General features: G+C 72.3%; 14 protein-coding genes. 8 read left to right on the top strand and 6 right to left on the bottom strand.

Translation table 11 applies throughout. The features are described 5' to 3' along the window. Positions 1 to 200 precede the first annotated feature (200 nt). Entirely contained in the window at positions 201 to 464 is a 264-nt protein-coding gene (locus tag ABZ172_RS27145) for a WhiB family transcriptional regulator (RefSeq protein WP_014155908.1), read from the bottom strand. Positions 465 to 1,116: 652 nt separating this feature from the next. Here ABZ172_RS27145 and ABZ172_RS27140 point away from each other — a divergent pair. The 3 genes from ABZ172_RS27140 to ABZ172_RS27130 all read left to right on the top strand — a co-directional run bounded on the left by ABZ172_RS27140 (position 1,117) and on the right by ABZ172_RS27130 (position 4,066). Then, positions 1,117 to 1,617 carry a cysteine dioxygenase family protein gene (locus ABZ172_RS27140; RefSeq protein WP_356887461.1) on the top strand — a complete coding sequence of 167 codons (501 nt, stop codon included), beginning with the start codon at positions 1,117 to 1,119 and terminating at the stop codon, positions 1,615 to 1,617. A 164-nt stretch (positions 1,618 to 1,781) separates the two neighbouring features. Then, positions 1,782 to 2,738: a 2-phospho-L-lactate transferase gene (gene cofD, locus ABZ172_RS27135; protein ID WP_356887459.1), complete on the top strand. Its 957-nt coding sequence runs from the start codon at positions 1,782 to 1,784 to the stop codon at positions 2,736 to 2,738. After that, positions 2,735 to 4,066, top strand: a complete 1,332-nt coding sequence (locus ABZ172_RS27130; RefSeq protein ID WP_356887457.1) for a coenzyme F420-0:L-glutamate ligase — start codon at positions 2,735 to 2,737, stop codon at positions 4,064 to 4,066. The genes cofD and ABZ172_RS27130 overlap by 4 nt, the downstream gene beginning before the upstream one ends. A gap of 210 nt (positions 4,067 to 4,276) precedes the next feature. On the opposite strand, the gene ABZ172_RS27125 is transcribed toward ABZ172_RS27130, so the two are convergent. The 3 genes from ABZ172_RS27125 to ABZ172_RS27115 form a co-directional block, all read right to left on the bottom strand. Beyond that, complete coding sequence (locus tag ABZ172_RS27125; RefSeq protein ID WP_356887491.1) at positions 4,277 to 5,242, bottom strand: DNA-3-methyladenine glycosylase 2 family protein; 966 nt, start codon at positions 5,240 to 5,242, stop codon at positions 4,277 to 4,279. Between the two features lie 378 nt (positions 5,243 to 5,620). Beyond that, complete coding sequence (locus ABZ172_RS27120) at positions 5,621 to 6,712, bottom strand: NDP-sugar synthase (RefSeq protein WP_356887455.1); 1,092 nt, start codon at positions 6,710 to 6,712, stop codon at positions 5,621 to 5,623. Between the two features lie 78 nt (positions 6,713 to 6,790). Beyond that, a complete protein-coding gene (locus tag ABZ172_RS27115) occupies positions 6,791 to 8,380 on the bottom strand; it encodes a peptidoglycan recognition protein (RefSeq protein WP_356887453.1) in 1,590 nt (529 codons plus the stop codon). 138 nt (positions 8,381 to 8,518) lie between these two features. Here ABZ172_RS27115 and ABZ172_RS27110 point away from each other — a divergent pair, with 138 nt between their 5' ends. From ABZ172_RS27110 to ABZ172_RS27100, 3 genes are all read left to right on the top strand, one after another. After that, positions 8,519 to 9,271, top strand: a complete 753-nt coding sequence (locus ABZ172_RS27110) for a TIGR03089 family protein (RefSeq protein ID WP_356887451.1) — start codon at positions 8,519 to 8,521, stop codon at positions 9,269 to 9,271. A 187-nt stretch (positions 9,272 to 9,458) separates the two neighbouring features. Next, the gene (locus ABZ172_RS27105; RefSeq protein WP_356887449.1) at positions 9,459 to 11,060 is read left to right on the top strand and encodes an LCP family protein; all 1,602 of its coding nucleotides are present in this window, start codon (positions 9,459 to 9,461) and stop codon (positions 11,058 to 11,060) included. A 758-nt stretch (positions 11,061 to 11,818) separates the two neighbouring features. Further along, positions 11,819 to 13,501, top strand: a complete 1,683-nt coding sequence (locus ABZ172_RS27100) for an LCP family protein (protein ID WP_356887447.1) — start codon at positions 11,819 to 11,821, stop codon at positions 13,499 to 13,501. 72 nt (positions 13,502 to 13,573) lie between these two features. Here ABZ172_RS27100 and ABZ172_RS27095 read toward each other — a convergent pair whose 3' ends face one another. Further along, entirely contained in the window at positions 13,574 to 14,596 is a 1,023-nt protein-coding gene (locus tag ABZ172_RS27095; RefSeq protein WP_356887445.1) for a glycosyltransferase family 2 protein, read from the bottom strand. Positions 14,597 to 14,924: 328 nt separating this feature from the next. Here ABZ172_RS27095 and ABZ172_RS27090 point away from each other — a divergent pair, with 328 nt between their 5' ends. Continuing rightward, positions 14,925 to 16,289 (top strand): LCP family protein, encoded by a 1,365-nt coding sequence (locus tag ABZ172_RS27090; protein ID WP_356887443.1) that lies wholly within the window; start codon positions 14,925 to 14,927, stop codon positions 16,287 to 16,289. A gap of 150 nt (positions 16,290 to 16,439) precedes the next feature. Here the strand turns inward: ABZ172_RS27090 and ABZ172_RS27085 are convergent, their stop codons facing one another. Continuing rightward, a complete protein-coding gene (locus ABZ172_RS27085; protein WP_356887441.1) occupies positions 16,440 to 16,988 on the bottom strand; it encodes an acyl-CoA thioesterase in 549 nt (182 codons plus the stop codon). Between the two features lie 119 nt (positions 16,989 to 17,107). On the opposite strand from ABZ172_RS27085, the gene ABZ172_RS27080 reads away from it, so the two are divergent. Next, on the top strand, positions 17,108 to 18,400 hold the full coding sequence (locus ABZ172_RS27080) for an LCP family protein (RefSeq protein WP_356887439.1): 1,293 nt from the start codon (positions 17,108 to 17,110) through the stop codon (positions 18,398 to 18,400). The last annotated feature ends 125 nt before the right edge of the window (positions 18,401 to 18,525 follow it).

Below are 18,525 nucleotides of genomic sequence, written 5' to 3'. Positions count from 1 at the left end.
GCGGGGCGTTGGCGCGTCTCTCGGACGGGGCCCCACACTAACGGTACGGATGTCCGCCCCGCGCCGAGCGGTTGACCGGCGGGAACGGGGGGCCGCCGGAGATGCCTGAGATGGCCGGACATGCCGGTGGCCTGGGGGCCGCGCCCTGCGTACAGGGTGTGGCCCCCAGGCCACCGGGGGTCTCGCGTCGTCGCTCGGCGTCAGATGGCCGCCTTCTTCAGGCGCCGCCGCTCACGCTCGGAGAGGCCGCCCCAGATCCCGAACCGTTCGTCGTTGTTGAGGGCGTATTCGAGGCATTCGGAGCGGACCTCACAGGCGAGGCAGACCTTCTTGGCCTCGCGGGTGGAGCCGCCCTTCTCAGGAAAGAAGGACTCGGGGTCGGTCTGGGCGCACAGCGCGCGCTCCTGCCAGCCGAGCTCTTCGTCCGCGTCGTCGACCAGCAGTTGCTGGAACAGCTCGGTCATGTGCGCCCCTCGTCCGTCTCTTGCGTCCCCGTGATGCGGCCGTGATCGACGCGGCCGAACGACACGAGTGAAATTACAAGTGTGTAGCTTCGGGCCAGTCAAGCGAAGATCTGCTATTGGCCTCGGGATTCACTCTGCGGAACCAAGCGTATGCGTAAAGTGTCCAAAATGCCAAAAACCTGACATATGCCCCAGGCGCCGGAACCCGCTGCGTCCCGTCCTGTGAGACGAGCGGAGCCGAGCCGATGTTGCGATTCGATCACTGAAGCGACCAAGATCACAGAGGGATCACGGACCCTCAGCCGCGTGTGGACAGACGCCCGATGCGCCATCTTGCCGCTCGGACGGCAGGTAAAACCTTTCTGTATCCCCTGCGACCGGATGGGGTGAAACATTGCCGCCAAACCGGCTATTGAGTTGACAGACCGCCTCCCGGGCCGCTCTGCTTGGTTTCATGCAGGCGACCTCAGTGACGGCGACGACCCACCTCCGTGGGTTCCGTACCGCTGTCCAGGCCCGCTGTTGCTGTTCCAGCTGTCACAGCTGTTGAAGCCCTCGCGCTCCAGCTCTGATCCAGCTCTTCCCCACCGCATTCCGGTCTTCGCGACACCCCCACGCACGCGCATCCACATGCCGAGGAACCACCGCATCCATGAACAGCGACAGCGACCTCTCCATCGCCGGCGACATCCTCGAGGTCCAGCACCTCCTCCAGCCGGCCCGCCCGCACCCCTCCACCGTGTCCGAGTTCGTCGGACTCGCCCGCTCCATCGCCGCCGACCGCGGCCGGTGGGCGCCGCTCGTCCGCTTCGACACCACCACCCGCTGGTACCACCGGCTCCAGCAGGGACCCGGCTACGAGGTGTGGCTGCTGAGCTGGGTCCCGGGCCAGGGCAGCGGACGCCACGACCACGGCCCGTCCTCCGGCGTGCTCACGGTCCTGGACGGCGAGCTGACCGAACACACGGCGCGCGGTGCGCGGTCCCTGGCCCCCGGTGCCCAGCGGGTCTTCGCCCCCGGCTACGTCCACGAGGTCGTCAACGACTCCCTGGAGCCCGCGGTCAGCCTGCACGTGTACTTCCCCGGCCTGACGGACATGCCGATGCACGCGGCACAGTGCGCTCCGGCCGCGCAGAACGCCGTACCGGCCTGATCACCCGTCGCCCGCCACCGCCCCCACAAGGACCAGGCTCCGCCTGACAGCCCACCCGTCACCCGCCACCACCCCCGACAAGGACCAGGCTCCGCCTGACAGCCCACCCGTCGCCCGCCACCACCCCCGACAAGGATCAGGCTCCGCCTGACAGACTGGTGGGCATGCGCATTGTGGTTCTGGCCGGCGGTATCGGTGGTGCTCGTTTCCTGCGCGGCCTCAAACAGGCCGCGCCCGACGCGGACATCACGGTGATCGGCAACACCGGCGACGACATCCATCTGTTCGGACTGAAGGTCTGCCCCGATCTCGACACCGTGATGTACACCCTCGGCGGTGGCATCGACGAGGAGCAGGGCTGGGGCCGTGCCGACGAGAGCTTCCGGGTCAAGGACGAGCTCGCGGCGTACGGCGTGGGGCCGGAGTGGTTCGGCCTCGGCGACCGTGACTTCGCCACCCACATCGTCCGTACGCAGATGCTCGGCGCCGGTTATCCGCTGAGCGCGGTCACCGAGGCGCTCTGCGCGCGCTGGAAGCCGGGGGTCCGGCTGATCCCGATGTCCGACGACCGCGTCGAGACGCACGTGGCGGTGGACGTCGACGGCGAGAGCAAGGCCGTCCACTTCCAGGAGTACTGGGTGAAGCTGCGCGCCTCCGTGCCCGCGCAGGCGATCGTGCCCGTCGGCGCGGAGCGGGCCGAGCCCGCGCCCGGTGTGCTGGAGGCCGTCTCCGAGGCGGACGTCATCGTCTTCCCGCCGTCCAACCCGGTGGTCTCCGTGGGGACCATCCTCGCCGTGCCCGGGGTCCGGGAGGCGATCGCCGAGGCCGGGGTGCCCGTCGTCGGGCTCTCCCCCATCGTCGGTGACGCGCCGGTGCGGGGCATGGCGGACAAGGTGCTGGCCGCGGTCGGCGTCGAGTCCACCGCCGCGGCCGTCGCCCGGCACTACGGTTCCGGGCTGCTCGACGGCTGGCTCGTCGACACCGTGGACGCCGGAGCGGTCGACGAGGTCGAGGCGGCGGGGATCCGCTGCCGCGCCGTCCCGCTGATGATGACGGACCTGGACGCCACGGCGGAGATGGCCCGTCAGGCCCTGGCGCTGGCCGAGGAGGTACGGGTATGAGCGGCGGCACCGGCGACCGGGCACCCTCGTACCGGGTGTGGGCCCTGCCCGGGATGCCGGAGGTCCGGGAGGGCGACGACCTGGCGAAGCTGATCGCCGCGACGGAACCGGGCCTGGCCGACGGCGACGTCCTGCTGGTCACCTCGAAGATCGTCTCCAAGGCCGAGGGCCGGATCGTCCGGGCCACCGACCGGGAGGCGGCGATCGACGCCGAGACCGTCCGGGTGGTCGCACGGCGGGGCACGCTCAGGATCGTGGAGAACCGGCAGGGGCTCGTCATGGCCGCCGCCGGGGTCGACGCCTCGAACACTCCGGCGGGCACGGTGCTGCTGCTGCCCGAGGACCCGGACGCCTCGGCCCGGGCCGTCCGGGACGGTCTGCGGGACGCGCTCGGGGTCGAGGTCGGCGTGGTCGTCACGGACACCTTCGGCCGTCCCTGGCGCAACGGTCTGACCGACGTGGCGATCGGGGCCGCCGGCGTCAGGGTGCTGGACGATCTGCGGGGCGGCACCGACGGGCACGGCAATCCGCTGAGCGCCACCGTCGTGGCCACGGCGGACGAGCTGGCCTCGGCCGGTGACCTCGTGAAGGGCAAGGCGTCCGGGCTGCCGGTCGCGGTGGTGCGCGGTCTGCCGCACGTGGTGGCGGACCCCGGCACCACGTCCGAGGACGGCGGTGCCCGGGCCATGGTGCGGGTCGCGGCCGACGACATGTTCCGGCTGGGCACGTCCGAGGCGGTGCGGGAGGCGCTGAACCTCCGGCGCACGGTGCGGGAGTTCACCGACGAGCCGGTCGACCCGGGAGCGGTGCGGCGCGCGGTCGCGGCGGCCGTCACGGCCCCCGCGCCCCATCACACGACGCCCTGGCGGTTCGTCCTGCTGGAGTCCGAGGCCGCCAGGACCCGGCTGCTGGACGCCATGCGCGACGCGTGGATCGCGGATCTGCGGCGGGACGGCCGCAGCGAGGAGTCCGTGGCGAAGCGGGTGCGACGCGGCGACGTCCTGCGCAACGCCCCGTATCTGGCGGTGCCGTGCCTCGTGACGGACGGCTCGCACACCTACGGGGACGAGCGCCGGGACAGCGCGGAACGCGAGATGTTCGTGGTCGCGGCGGGTGCCGGGGTGCAGAACTTCCTGGTGGCGCTGGCGGGTGAGCGGCTCGGCTCGGCGTGGGTGTCCTCGACGATGTTCTGCCGGCCCGTGGTCCGCGAGGTGCTGGACCTGCCGGACAGCTGGGATCCGCTGGGTGCGGTGGCCGTGGGGCACCCGAAGGGCACCCCGCCGCCGCGGCCCGCCCGCGCCCCCGAGGCGTTCCTCACCGTGCGCTGAGACCGGGCCGGTGGGACGCGGGACGGACCGGTGAGCGCGGGAAGGACCGTGCTCCGGGGCGGACCTGCGCCGTGACCGGACCGGTGAACGCGGGGCGGACCTGCGCCGAGGCCCGACCGGTGAACGCGGGGCGGACCTGCGCGGGCCGTCGCGGTGTCCCCCGGGGCGTCCGCGGCCGGGCGCCCGCAGGCGGGCCCGGCGGCCGGGTCTCTACAGCCGGGCGATGTCGCCCGGCGTCATCCTGGGGGCCCGGCGGGCCGGGGTGCGGCCCGAGAGCATGATCAGGCGGGTCGCGCGGTGGCGCTGGCCCGCGTACGGGGCGAGGAGTGCCAGCATCTCCTCGTCGTCGGCGTTCCGGTTGTCCGCGAGCGCGTGGCCGACGATCCCCGGCAGGTGGAGGTCCCCGACGGTGACCGCGTCGGCCGCGCCGTTCGACCGCTGGAGGGTCTCCGCCGCGGTCCAGGGGCCGATGCCCGGGATCAGCTGGAGCCTGGCCATCGCCTCGGGGAGCTCCATGGCCGCCGCCTCCTCCATGCGCCGGGCCACCCGGACCGCGCGGAGGATCGTGGCGGAGCGCTTGGAGTCCACACCCGCGCGGTGCCATTCCCAGGACGGGACGAGCGACCAGGTCCTGGCGTCGGGCATGACGTACAGGCCGTACGCGCCGAACGCCTCGTCGGAGGGGCCGGGGGCCGGGGTGCCGTAGGTGCGGACCAGCAGCCGCCAGGCCCGGTACGCCTCGTCGGTGGTGACCTTCTGTTCCAGGATCGACGGGATCAGGGACTCCATGACCAGCCCGGTGCGCAGCAGCCGCAGGCCGGGCCGCCGGTGCCGGGTCAGGGCGAGCAGCCGGTGGCGGGGACGGAAGTCGTCCGGGGAGTCGTCCGCGCCCAGCAGCGCCGGGAGACGGTCGAGGAGCCACGGCGCGCCCGGGCCCCATGCCTGCGCCGAGACCGTTCCGTCCTGGGACGCCGAGACGCGGAGGGTGCCGGGGCCGGCCGGGGTGCGGGTCGTCCGCCAGAAGGTCCCGTCGGGCAGTGCGCGGTAGGTGGGATCGGCCGGGCCGCGCCGCAGCGGGCTGAGGACCAGCCGCAGGTCGAGCGGTCCCGGCGGGGTCCAGGTCCGGGTCCGTGAGCCGCCGGACGCGTCCGTGACCGCCGGTGCCTGCCGGGGCACGGCGGTGGTGCGGGGTACGAAGCGTCCTGCCACGGGTGGTCCTCGGGCCTCTGTCGTCGGGGTGCCTATCGAGGGTAAGGCCGACGCGACCCGCCCACCGGCCGGAGGGGTACCCGTGCCGGCCCGGCGGACCCGATCCCGCCGCGCCGCACACCCGATCGCACCGGCCCGGCAGATCCGGTCACGCCCGTCCCGTCGCACGCCCCCACCGGTCGAGGGGGCACACACCGGCGGACGCTGCCGGCGCTCCTGACCCAGCCCCCGGCTCACGGCTCACGGCTCACGGCTCACGGCTCACGGCTCACGGCTCACGGCGGGAGGAACGTCCCGGCCGATGCGACGGCTACGGCGACGACCGTCCCGGCGGCCCGTGCCCGTTCACTGGTCGGACGAGAAGCGGACCGAGGCGTCCGGCAGGACCGCGCCGCACCAGATCCGGATGCCGTCGCGCAGTTCGTTGTCGGCGCCGACCCGGGCGCCGTCGCCGATCACCGCACCGTGCAGGACGGACCGGCTGCCGATCCGGGCGCCGGCGCCGATCAGCGAGTCGGTGATCACCGCGCCGGGTTCGACGACTGCGCCGTCCAGCACGGTGGAGCCCGTGATCCTGGCGCCCTCGCCGATCAGTGCGCCCGCGCCGACGACGGTGCCGCCGGTGAGCTTGGCGTCCGCGGCGACGGAGGCGGTGGGCAGGACCAGCCGGTCGCCGCAGCGGCCGGGAACCGCGGGGGACGGCGCGCGGCCGAGCACCAGGTCGGCCGAGCCGCGGACGAACGCCTGCGGAGTGCCGAGGTCCAGCCAGTAGGTGGAGTCCACCATGCCCTGGAGATGGGCTCCGGAGGCGAGGAGCCCGGGGAAGGTCTCCCGTTCCACGGAGACCGGCCGGTCCGCGGGGATCGTGTCGATGACCGATCGGCGGAAGACGTACGCGCCCGCGTTGATCTGGTCGGTGACTATCTCCTCGGGTGTCTGCGGCTTCTCCAGGAAGGCCGTCACCCGGCCCGTGGCGTCCGTCGGTACGAGGCCGAACGCGCGCGGGTCCTCCACCCTGGTCAGGTGCAGGGAGACGTCGGCCCCGGAGGTGGCGTGCGCCGCGACCAGGGCCCGGATGTCGAGTCCGGTCAGGATGTCACCGTTGAACACGATGACCGGCTCGTCCGGGCCCGAGGCCAGTCGCGACGCCACGTTCCGGATGGCACCGCCGGTACCGAGGGGTTCCTCCTCGGTGACGTACTCGATGGAGAGGCCGAGCGACGAGCCGTCACCGAAGTACGGCTCGAACACCTCCGCGAGGTAGGACGTCGCGAGCACGATGTGCTCCACCCCGGCGGCCCTGGCACGCGCCAGCTGGTGCGTGAGGAACGGCACCCCCGCCGCCGGGACCATCGGCTTCGGGGTGTGCACCGTGAGCGGACGCAGCCGGGTGCCCTTGCCACCGACCAGGAGGATCGCTTCTCTTGCCTCTGTCACAGCACTGTCTCTGCTTCCTGCTGGGGCCGGGCCTCGTTTCGGCTGGCCAGTGTATGCAGACCGTTCGGAGCCTCCCGGTCAGCGGCCCTGCAGCTTCGCCGAACTGGTCCGGGCAGTGCCGAGCTTCTTGTAGAGACGGATTCCGGGGCATTCGGTTGCGAAGCCGTCGCGGTGCCCGGAGATGACGTTGAGTTTGACCTTCGCACCCTTCTTGTACTTACCGCCGCCGCCCGAGACAAGCGTGACCTTGCCCTTCGGATTGCGGCCGAACAGACCGAGCTTCCAGGCGGTGAGCTTCGCGATCGCGGTGACGGCGGCGGCGGGCGGGTTCTTCGAGTCGTACGAGCCGAGCACCGCGATGCCCATGCTGTTGGTGTTGAAGCCGAGGGTGTGGGCGCCGAGGACCGCCTTCGTCACGCCGCCGGCCCGGCCTTCGTAGATGTTTCCGCACTTGTCGACGGCGAAGTTGTAGCCGAAGTCGCGCCAGCCGCTGCTCTTGACGTGGTAGCGGTAGATACTGCGCAGGACGGAGGGCGCCTGGGCGCAGGTGTAGTTGTTGCCGGTGGCGCTGTGGTGGATGAAGGCGGCCTTGACGGTCGAGGTGTAGGCGAAGGCCTTCTCGCGCAGGCTCTCGTCGGCGCCCCACCCCTTGCGGGTGATGATCCCCGGACGCGGACCCACGAACGGCTTGGCGCCCGGCGCGACGACCGCCTGTTCCGCGGACTCCGCCTTGCTCAGGGCGGGGATCTCGGTCGCTCCGAGCGGCGCGAGGTCGGCGTTGACGGCGGAGCTCTCGGCCGCTGCCGTGGTCAGGCCCGCGGAGTCCGGGAGCGCGCCCGGCTGTGCCACCGAGGCGGTCGTGGCGCTCGTCGTCGCACCGGCGGTCGTCGCACTCGACGTGGCGGCCACCGCACTCGCACCGGCCGTCGTCGCAGCAGCCGTGACGGCCGCCGCGCTCGCCGTGGCGGGTGCGTCGGCGGGCCTCGCCGTGGCCGCCGTCGGGGTAGCCGCCGTCGGGGTGACCGCGGCCGGGGCGCCGGTGGCGGAGGGCGCCTCGGCGCCCGGCCGCTGCGGGTCGGCGCCCGGGTCGACGAGCTCCACCCGGAGGCCGGCGGGCAGCGGCGCGCTGTCCGGGGCACCGCTCCGGGGTCCGGCGCTCTCGGAGTGGACGCGCACCTCGACGCCGTCCGAGTCGCCGACCCAGAGAGGGGCCGTGGAGCCGCGCACCGTGCCCGACTCACGCTCGGGGCTGCCCGCGTCGGCGGCGTGGTCGGTGTTGTGGGTCTCCAGGGACTGCCAGCCGGACCACCGGGTGGTACCGGTCGCACGGGTGCGGATCTGGACGGTGCCGTGCAGCTCGGTGTCGGCGTCGTCCCAGACGACACCGACGAGGGAGAAGCGATGGGCGTCGCCGCGCAGGAGCCCCTGCGCGGCGTCGGGGTGCAGGGACTCGGTGGGTTCCCCGCCGGACCGCTGGGTCGCGTCGGGGAGGGCCCGCAGGGGCAGTGACTGGGTCGAACCCGCGGGTTCGGCGGGGACGGCCGCGGGCGCCTGGGCGACCGGGGCCCGGACGGGGGCAGGGGCGGCGGCGGGGGCGGGCGCGGCGAGCGGGAGGGTGAGGGCCGTCGCGCAGGTGACGCCGATGGAGGTTGCAAGAAGTGCACGCATAAAGAAAATACTTGTCAGAGTCAGACATTCCCGTCTACTGGAGTGAAGACACCACAAGTTGACGCACCGTCTGCCGATCGGTGTACGGGGCACCCGCCACAGCCCCCGGCGCGGCACCCGCCGCGTACCCTTGCGCGGATGAACGCCAGTGATCGCACCCCTGCCGACCTGCTGCGATCCGCTCTCGCCGCGGATCCCGGCCGCCCTCTCGTCACCCTCTACGACGACGCAACCGGAGAGCGCGTCGAACTGTCGGTGGCCACCTTCGCCAATTGGGTGGCGAAGACCGCCAATCTGCTCCAGGGCGACCTGGCCGCCGAGCCGGGCGACCGGCTGGCCCTGCTGCTCCCCGCCCACTGGCAGTCGGCGGTCTGGCTGCTCGCCTGCTCGTCGGTGGGGGTCGTCGCCGAGGTGGCGGGAGACCCGGCCGGTGCGGATCTCGTGGTCAGCGGGCCGGACACCCTCGACCGGGCGCGCGCCTGCCGGGGCGAGCGGATCGCCCTGGCCCTGCGCCCGCTGGGCGGGCGCTTCCCGCAGCCTCCCGAGGGGTTCGCGGACTACGCGGTGGAGGTGCCGGGACAGGGCGACCGCTTCGCGCCGTACGCCCCGGTGGACCCGGCGGCCCCCGCGCTGACCGTGGGCGGCGCTGAGCTGACGGCCGACCAGGTGGTCGCGCGGGCCCGCGCGGACGCGGCGGAGCTGGGACTCGGCCCGGGCGCACGGCTGCTGACGGGCCGTACGTACGACACCTGGGAGGGGCTGTCCGCCGGGCTCTTCGCACCGCTGGCGGCGGGGGCCTCCGTCGTGCTGTGCCGCCACCTGGACCGGTTGGACGCAGACGGGCTGGCCAAGCGGGTCGAGAGCGAGCGGATCACCGGCACCGCGGTATGACAAACGCGCCGAGGGCCACTCGTCCGGCCCAGGGCGGGACGAGCCCCCGGGACTGAGCACCGGCGGCGGTACATGATCGAGGCGGTACGGGGCACCGTCGAGAAGGCCGCCCCGATGCACAACCAAGCGTGAGGTTCAGCCGTCTACTTCTGCGACCGGCGGCCCCTCGCGCCGCCGAACGTGAAGGATGGACGCAGACGTGAGCGACAGCCCCGGCACCCCGGCCGAACCGGACCGCCCGGACCACCCGGCCGGGGGCGAGCCGGCCGAGGGGTCGCGGGACGCGTCCGGTCCTGCCCCGCGGAAGGACGACACGTCCACCGGGACGCCCGACACCCCCACCGGCGGGACCGGTGGTGCGGGACCGGGCGGGAGCGACGGCGACACCCCCACGGCCGAGCCCGGCGGGACGGGGACGAGCGAGGACGGCAGCGGCTCCCCCACCGACGGGACCGGCGGCGCGGCCACGAGCGGGAGCGACGGCGACACCCCCACGGCCGACGCCCCCACGACCGGCGCGGCCACCAGCGAGAACGCCGGCGACTCCCCCACCTCCACGTCCGACGGCGCGGCCACGAGCGAGGACGCCGGCGGATCCGCGGCGGGTGCCTGGGGTGCGCGGCCCGAGCGCGGGCCGGGCCACGACCGACGCCACTGGCTCCGCTGGACCGCGCTCGGCGCCTCGTTCCTCGTCCTGGTCGCCGCCGGTGTGGGCTGGTGGCTGTACAAGAAGCTCGACGGCAACATCACGACGGACACGAGCGCCGCGGCCGAGCTGAAGGCGTACGAGAAGGACCGGCCGCTGCCGATCGCGCGGAACGCCCAGAACATCCTGCTCATCGGCTCCGACACCCGCTCCGGCGACAACCGCGCGTACGGGCGGGACGACGGCGGGAGCCAGCGCTCGGACACCACGATCCTGCTGCACCTCGCGGCCGACCGCAGGAGCGCGACCGCCGTGTCGATCCCGCGCGACCTGATGGCCGAGATCCCCAGCTGCCACACGGGCGAAGGCAAGACCACGAACAAGCGGTTCGCCCAGTTCAACTCGGCCTTCGAGCTCGGCGGAACGGCCTGCACGATCCGTACGGTCGAGAAGATGACCGGCATCCGCGTCGACCACCACATGGTCGTGGACTTCAACGGCTTCAAGGACATGGTCGACGCCGTGGACGGGGTCGAGGTCTGCCTCAAGGAGCCGGTCGACGACGACGACGCCCACCTCAAGCTCCCCGCGGGTCGCCAGGAGCTCGACGGGGAACAGGCCCTGGGCTACGTCCGGGCCCGCAAGTCGATCGGTGACGGCAGCGACACCGAACGCATGGACCGCCAGCAGAAGTTCCTGGGGGCCCTGGTCAACAAGATGCAGAGCAACGGGGTGCTGCTGAACCCGACGCGGCTCTACCCGGTGCTGGACGCCGCGACCAAGTCGCTCACCACGGACCCCGGCCTGGACTCGCTGCGGGACCTGTACGACCTGGTGCGCGGGATGCGGAACGTGCCCACCGAGAAGGTGCAGTTCCTGACCGTGCCCAGGACCGCCTACCGGGCCGACCCGAACCGCGACGAGCTCGTGCAGCCGGAAGCGGACCAGCTGTTCGCGCAGTTGCGCGAGGACGAGCCCGTCACCGTGGTCCCGGCCGACACGATCGACTCAGGTGACGCACAGGCGGATCACAGCTCCGAGAAGGACCCGTCCGGCCGGCAGCCCGGCGAGGCGAGCGGGAGCCCGACCCCCACGCCCACCTATTCGGGCTCGAGCGCGGCGGACGATCCGTGCGGCTCGTAGAACAAGGGCCGCACCATGGACGGCAATCGGACGGAATGCCCGGTTGTAAGGAGCGTGGCATGGGTCACGCGCGTCCCCTGTGGCGGATTCGGCCGGATAGTGTGACGCGATCCGGTGCTCGCGGCCAGCAGGCGGCGCACGGCCGGACCGAGCGACCGGGTGCCTGGCAGGGGGAGGCGTTCCGCGTGGCACCGACGGAGGATTCAGGAAACCGTGGACGGGCACAGCCGTGGACGGGCGGACGAGACAGATCCCGCCGACCAAGGGGTGCACCGGACCGCCGACCGGCCGACACGAAGTGCGACCGGACCACTCCGGAAAAGAACCGGACCGCTCCGGAGAAGAGCCGTCCGGGCCTCCCGGCCCACGGAAGCACGGCGGTCGCCCGGACGCGCGGGGCCGCTTCGACCGCCCTTCGCTCCCACGGGAACCCGGCACGGTCGACGACACGAAGAACCTGACCTTCGTCCCGGAGCCGGTCACGACCGGGCCGGCACCGGTCACCGTGGGCGTGGAGCCGCGGAGAGCGGGACGGCCGTTCGTCGTGATGCGCTCGCACATCCCGCTGACCACGACCGGCGCCGACGGCCTTCGGGCGACGGCCCCGGCAGCGGACTTCGGAGGGGCGGGGGTCCCCGTCGCGGATCCGGCAACGGCGCCGGAGGACATGCAGAGGACCGACGCCGACAAGGCGGTACGCGCGAAGTGACGACGGGTCCTCGCGCCACAGCGGCATTCATAGGAGCAGGGGGACCCTGGTGGGACGAAGCAACATGCGCGGGAAGGACACACGGCCGCGCGGACGGCACGACGGTCCGCGGGGCGACGGCGGAGACGCTTCACCGGGCGAGCGTGCCGCCCCACGGGACGGCCGCGGTCGCCGGGAGCACACCGCCCCGCCGGGGGCCGGATCCCGCGCGGCGAGTCCCGACCGGCGGGCCCCCCGGCCGGCCAGGGGAGGCAAGCGGCGCGTACTGCGCTGGACGGCGTCGGTCCTCGCCCTGCTGATACTCGGCACCGGCGCAGCCGGTTACCTCTACTACCGCCACCTGAACGGCAACATCAAGAAAGAGGACCTGACCCTCGGCGACAAGCAGATGGCCGACCACAAGGCCAACTCCGCCGGGCAGACCCCTCTGAACATCCTGATCATCGGCTCCGACGCACGGGACTCCAAGGAGAACCAGAAGCTCGGCGGGGCCAAGGAGACCTTCGGCAGCCCCCCGCTCGCCGACGTGCAGATGCTGCTCCACCTCTCCGCGGACCGGAGCAACATCTCCGTGGTGAGCATGCCGCGCGACACGATGCTCACGATGCCCAAGTGCACCGACCCGGACACGGGCGACGTGTACCAGGCCGGCACGGTGCCCGTCCAGACCAACGAGAGCCTGGGCCGCGGCGGCCCCGGCTGCACCGTGGCCGCCTGGTACGAACTGACCGGCATCACGATCGACCACTTCATGATGATCGACTTCGCGGGTGTGGTCTCGATGGCGGACGCGGTCGGCGGCGTGCCGGTCTGCGTCGACGCCAACGTGTACTCGCACAGCAGCGACGGCAAGGGCTCCGGGCTGAAGCTGGAGGAGGGCACCACCGCCGTCAAGGGCGAGCAGGCCCTGCAGTGGCTGCGCACCCGGTACGGCTTCGAGGACAACACCGACCTGGGTCGCGCGAAGGCCCAGCACCAGTACCTGAACTCGATGGTCCGTGAGCTGCGCAAGGGCACCAAGCTCACCGACCCCGGGAAGCTGATGGACCTCGCCGAGGCGGCCACGAACGCGCTGACCGTCGACAAGGGGCTCGACACGGTCAAGAAGCTGTACGACCTGGCGGAGGAGCTCAAGAAGGCTCCGACGGACCGCATCACCATGACGACCATGCCGAACGTCTACGGGACGGGCGCGCTGGACGGCCGGGTGCTCCCCAAGCCCGGCGAGGCGGAGCAGCTGTTCCGGATGGTCCGGGAGGACATCCCGCTGGACGGCAAGGCCTCCAAGCGCAAGACCCCGGTCGTCAAGGACGCCTCCGCCCCGGCGGACGAGATCGCGATCACCGTGCGCAACGCCTCGGCGACGGACACCCAGGGTCCCGCCCAGGGCCGGGCGAACGCGGTCAAGGAGCTGCTGGCGGACGCGGGCTTCACCCGGGCCGGCGTCGACTCCCAGGACGTCGAACCGGCGGCCGCCACCGGGATCCTCTACCCGAGCGCGGATCTGGAGGGCGACGCCCAGTCGGCCGCCAAGGCGCTCGGGATCCCGCTCTCCCAGGTCAAGAAGTCGACCGACGCCTCGGGCATCGTGCTGGCGGTGGGTGCCGACTGGCGCGAGGACGGCGCCTACCCGGCGAAGGCCGCCGAGGAGAAGACGCCCGAGTCCGCGGGTGCGCTCAACGGCGCCGACGAGAAGGCGTGCATGCACGTCAACCCGAACTACACCTGGTGACACCGACGGGAGGGGCCCCGCCGGTGTCACCAGCGGGGCCCCTCCCGTCGTGCCGGGGGTCCGGGGGCGCGGTCAGGCCGCCTGCTCCCGGACGGCCGGACGGCGGCTGGCGATGACCTTCTTCGCCAGGGCGCGCGGGCTGGTCAGGAAGCCGTATCCCCAGGACATGTGCATGGTGGCCAGCGCCACCGGGATCTGCGCCCGCGCCTTCAGCGGCAGGCCCTTCCCGGCGGGCAGAGATCCGAGAGTGATCGCCGCGGCGTAACCGGCCGGCACGACGAACGCCCACGGGGTGAGGGCGGCGCCCACGACGATGCCGGCCGCGATCGCGCAGACGGCGGTCGGCGGGGCCAGGTAGCGCAGGTTGATCGAGCCGGAGTGGTAGCGGGCCACGACGTGGCGCCAGCGGCCGTACTCCTTGTACTGCTTGGAGAGGGCGCGGATGCTGGGCCGCGGGCGGTACTGGACCTTCAGCTCCGGGGAGAACCAGATCAGGCCGCCCGCCTCGCGGATGCGGAAGTTCAGCTCCCAGTCCTGGGCGCGGACGAACTCCACGTTGTAGCCGTCGGCCCGCTCCAGCGCCTCGCGGCGGAAGACCCCGAGGTACACGGTCTCGGCGGGGCCCGCCTCGCCGCCGGTGTGGAAGGCGGCGTTGCCGACACCGATCTTCGACGTCATCGCGGCGGCGACCGCGTCCTCCCAGGCGTTCTCGCCCTCGGCGTGCATGATGCCGCCCACGTTCTGCGCGCCGGTCTCCTCCAGGAGCCGCACGGCCGTCGCGATGTAGTTCGGCGAGAGCATGCCGTGGCCGTCCACGCGTACCACGATCGGGTGATGCGACGCCTTGATCGCCGCGTTGAGCGCGGCAGGGGTGCGGCCGGTCGGATTGGGGACCGTATGGACCCGTGCGTCCTCCCGGACCAGCTCGGCGGCGATCTCGTCGGTGCGGTCGTCGGACGGACCGAGGGCGATCACCACCTCCATCTCACCGGCGTACTCCTGCTCCAGGATGTGCCGGACCGAGTTCCTGAGATGGCGTTCCTCGTTGAGCACCGGCATGATCACGGAGACGGCGGGGTACTGCGCGGCAGACATGTGGTCCTCGGGGAGTCCTCGGGGGTGCCGTGGTTCCGGGGGATTTCGCACCCCAGGAGGCGGCGTGATTCGGCCGCCACGTTACCGCGAACGGGGGACAGTGGCGCGCGCCGCCCGGTCTCGTCCCGGTCTGCAGATCGTATGGGCCTAACGTGCGAAAGTCCCACTCGCTCGCGCGGAGGTGTCCCTCGTGCCCACGCCGCACCGTTCGCCCCGTCCACCGCACCCCCGCACCGCTCCTCCACAGCGCCGGCCCGCTCGGCAGCCCGGTGGCAGACCGGCCGGGCGGAGCAGGGCCGGGAAGCGGAAGCCGCCGCCCCGATGGGGCATGCGCATCATCACCGGGCTGTCCGTGCTGGTGCTCGGCGCCGGCGGGATCGGCCATGCCGTGGTGAGCGGTCTGGAGACCGGGATCGACCGGGTCGACCCCTTCAAGGACATGAAGAACCGCCCCGCGGGCGGCAACGGCATGAACTTCCTGCTCGTCGGCACCGACGGCCGGGACAAGATCACCCCGGCGGAGAAGAAGAAGTACAAGCTGGGCGGCGCACCCTGCCACTGCACCGACACCCTGATGCTCGTCCACGTCTCGGCCGACAAGCAGCGCGCCAGTGTGGTCAGCCTGCCGCGCGACAGCTACGCGGAGCTCCCGGACCACACCGACGGCACCACCGGCGAGAAGCACTCCTCCCACCCGGTGAAGCTGAACGCCGCGTACGCCGAGGGCGGCCCGCACCTCACGGTGCGGACGGTCGAGGAGATGACGGGCGTCAAGATCGACCACTACATGGAGGTCGACTTCACCAGCTTCATGAAGACGGTCGACACCCTGGGCGGGGTGGAGATCTGCACGGCCAAGCCGCTCAAGGACGCGTACACCGGCCTCGACCTGACCCCGGGCACCCACCGGCTGGACGGCGGCCAGGCACTCCAGTACGTACGCTCCCGGCACCTCGACGGGGCGGCCGACCTGGGCCGGATGCAGCGGCAGCAGAAGTTCATGGCCGCGCTGATCAAGCAGACGACCAGCAGCGGCGTGCTGATGAACCCGGTGAAGTTCCAGGAGGTCGCCTCCTCGATGCTCGAATCGGTCCGCGCCGACAAGGGCTTCGGCACCGAACAGCTGCTGGAGCTCGGCACGGCCATGCGCGGCTTCACCCCGTCCTCGTCCGAGTTCGCCTCGGTGCCCCTCGAGGAGAAGGGCATCCAGGTCAAGGGCATCGGCTCCACCGTGAAGTGGGACGCGGAGAAGTCGAAGAAGATGTTCACCGCCCTGCGCGAGGACCGGCCGCTCGCCCCGCACGTGCCGAAGCAGCCCGAGGCGACGCTCGTCGATGTGGCCCCGGAGCAGATCCGGGTGCAGGTCTACAACGGGACGTCCAAGGACGGGCTCGGCCAGGAGGTCGACGCGGCACTGCGCGGCACCGGCTTCAACACCACCCGCTCCCCGCTGGGCGACGGGGCCGGTGAGCTCCAGCGGACGCTGGTCTCCTACGACCCGCGCTGGGACCGGTCGGCCAAGTCCCTGGCCACCGCGCTGCCCGGCTGCGAGCTCAAGGCGGTCAAGGGCCAGGGCGGCACCATGAAGGTCACGGCGGGCACGGACTTCACCAAGGTGAAGCGGGTCAAGGCGGAGGACCCGCAGCGCGGCGAGTTCGGCACCGTCACGGGCGACCAGGTGGTCTGCCCGTGACCGGGTCCCCGGGGAGCGCGCCACGCGACCGTGCGAGAACGGCCGCGGGGCGCACTCCCCCGCACGCCGTGTGAGCCCCCGCCCGGCGTACGGGGCGCGGCCCCCGGGAGCCCGCGGCCCCCGTACGACGGCGTGCGCCGGGCTCCGTCCTCAGTCGCCGATTCCCTCGGCGGTGCGCCGCTCCCGCAGTTCCTTGATCGCGCGCCGCCGGGCGAGGCGGTGCGTGCGCCGGATCTGCGCCTCCTGGTAGCGCCGCTTGTCGCGCTCCGTCTCCGGCGTCACCTGCGGAACGCGCCGCGGCTTGCCCTCCCCGTCGACCGCCGCGAACACCAGATAGGCGCTGCCGACCTGCTGGGCGGGGGTGGACTCGTTCCACCGCTCGGCCATGACGCGGACGCCGACCTCCATCGAGGAGCGGCCCGTCCAGTTCACCTGGGCACGGACGTGCACCAGGTCACCGACCCGGACCGGCTCCAGGAAGACCATCTCGTCCATCGAGGCCGTCACGGCCGGGCCGCCGGAGTGCCGGCCCGCGACCGCCCCCGCCGCGTCGTCGACCAGCTTCATGATCACGCCGCCGTGCACCGTACCCAGGAGATTGGTGTCGTTACCGGTCATGATGTGGCTGAGGGTGGTCCGGGACGCCGAGGTCGGCTTCGCCGGAACGTCGTCCTCCGGCGGCTGCGGCTGGTCTGTCATGCCGTCCACCTTATGCGGGGGCTTGACCCCGGTCGCATTGCATCAGCTTCGCAACAGCCGTGACCCGATCCCCGGTACACCCTGTAAGAGGCACAGGTCGAGACGGCACACTGGTCGGCATGAGCGAATGGCCCGAAGGACGGAACGGCCGACCCGACGACCGCTACGGGCGGGGCAGTGCGAGCCCGCAGCCCGAGGGCGCCCGTGCCATGCCGCACGTCCGGCGGCGCCCCGCGGCCCCCCAGTCCCCGCCGCGCATCCCGCCGCAGCAGGGCCAGGGGTACGACGGCTACGGCGAGGCGCCCGGCTACGACAGCGGTTACAACACGGGCCAGGTCTACGGCGGTGGCCAGGGCGGCGGCCGGGGCGGCGGCGGTCACGGCGGCGGAGGCGGTTACGGCGACGGCGGCTACGTCCAGCCCCGCCCCGCCCCGAACTGGGGCCGGCGCCTCAAGGTCGGTGTGCTGACCCTGGTCGTCGTGGTGCTGGCCGTCTCCGTCGGCACGTACTTCTGGGCCGACGGGAAGCTCAAGCGCGAGGTCGACCTGTCCAAGGTCATCGACCGCCCCTCCGAGGGCGACGGTACGAACTACCTCATCGTCGGTTCCGACAGCCGTGAGGGCATGACGGCCGAGGACAAGAAGAAGCTGCACACCGGTTCCGCCGAAGGCAAGCGGACCGACTCGATGATGATCCTGCACGACGGCTCCAACGGCCCGACGCTGATCTCCCTGCCCCGTGACTCGAACGTCGAGATCCCCTCGTTCGTCGGCTCCGAGTCGGGCAAGAAGTTCGAGGGCACCGGCCGCACGACGAAGCTGAACGCCGCGTACGCCGAGGACGGCCCGGAGCTGCTGGTCCGCACGGTCGAGTTCAACACCGGGCTGCGCATCGACCACTACGTCGAGATCGGCTTCGGCGGCTTCGCCAAGATCGTGGACGCGATCGGCGGGGTGGAGCTGGACATCCCCAAGGCCTTCAAGGACAAGAAGTCCGGCGCCGACTTCCAGGCCGGCAAGCAGACGCTGAACGGCGAGCAGTCCCTCGCCTTCGTCCGGACCCGGTACGCCTTCGCGGGCAGCGACCTGGACCGCACGAAGAACCAGCAGAAGTTCCTCGCGGCCCTGGCCTCCCAGACGGCGACCCCGTCGACGATCCTCAACCCGTTCAAGCTGTACCCGACGATGGGTGCGGGCCTGGACACGCTGATCGTGGACAAGGACATGTCCCTCTGGTCGCTCGGCAACATGTTCTTCGCGATGAAGGGCGTCACCGGCGGCGAGGGCAAGTCGATGAACATCCCGCTCTCGGGCCAGAGCGTCAACGGCAACCTGATCTGGGACAAGGCCGAGGTCAAGAAGCTCGTGGAGCAGCTCAAGAACGACGAGCCGGTCACGGTCAAGGGCAGCTGACCAGCGGTACGCATGAAGGGGGCGGGCCGGGGGGTTGTCCCCCGCCCGCCCCCGACAAGCGTACCCCCACCGCCCCGCACCCCCCGGGCGCGGGGCCCACCAAAGCCCCCCCGACCGGCGGGGCG

The sequence above is a fragment of the Streptomyces sp. NPDC006296 genome, from assembly GCF_040613235.1.
Taxonomy (GTDB): Bacteria; Actinomycetota; Actinomycetes; order Streptomycetales; family Streptomycetaceae; genus Streptomyces.
This window is presented reverse-complemented; position numbering and strand designations above follow the sequence as displayed.